The following is a 265-nucleotide window of genomic DNA, read 5'->3' as shown; positions in this document are numbered from 1 at the left end:
CTCTAATCAGAAGCTGGAGGCAGCCATAGCGATGGCTCACAGGGCAGAACAGACCAGTATTCAGGAGCGGGTTAACTTGTTTGGTTTCTGGAGTCGATACAATGGAGCTGACATCAGTGAGGAAGGGGAAGATTTGACTCTCTGTGAGTCCAACAACCCTGAGTCTTGTCTGGAGAAGGAAGAGAAGGACTTAGAGGAGGAGAAGGAGGAGGAAGAAGAGAAGAAAGATCCAACTTTGCCTAGACCCAAGCCAGCTAAAATGCAG

The 265-nt window shown here is 49.1% G+C and carries 1 protein-coding gene; it reads left to right on the top strand.

The window, feature by feature from the left end; genetic code table 11:
- The coding region (locus PZC42_RS24835; protein ID WP_277214246.1) for a PWWP domain-containing protein at positions 1-265 on the top strand (265 nt) is incomplete at both ends.

Source organism: Isoptericola croceus (genome assembly GCF_029382255.1).
Classification (GTDB): domain Bacteria; phylum Actinomycetota; class Actinomycetes; order Actinomycetales; family Cellulomonadaceae; genus Isoptericola; species Isoptericola croceus.
This window is presented reverse-complemented; position numbering and strand designations above follow the sequence as displayed.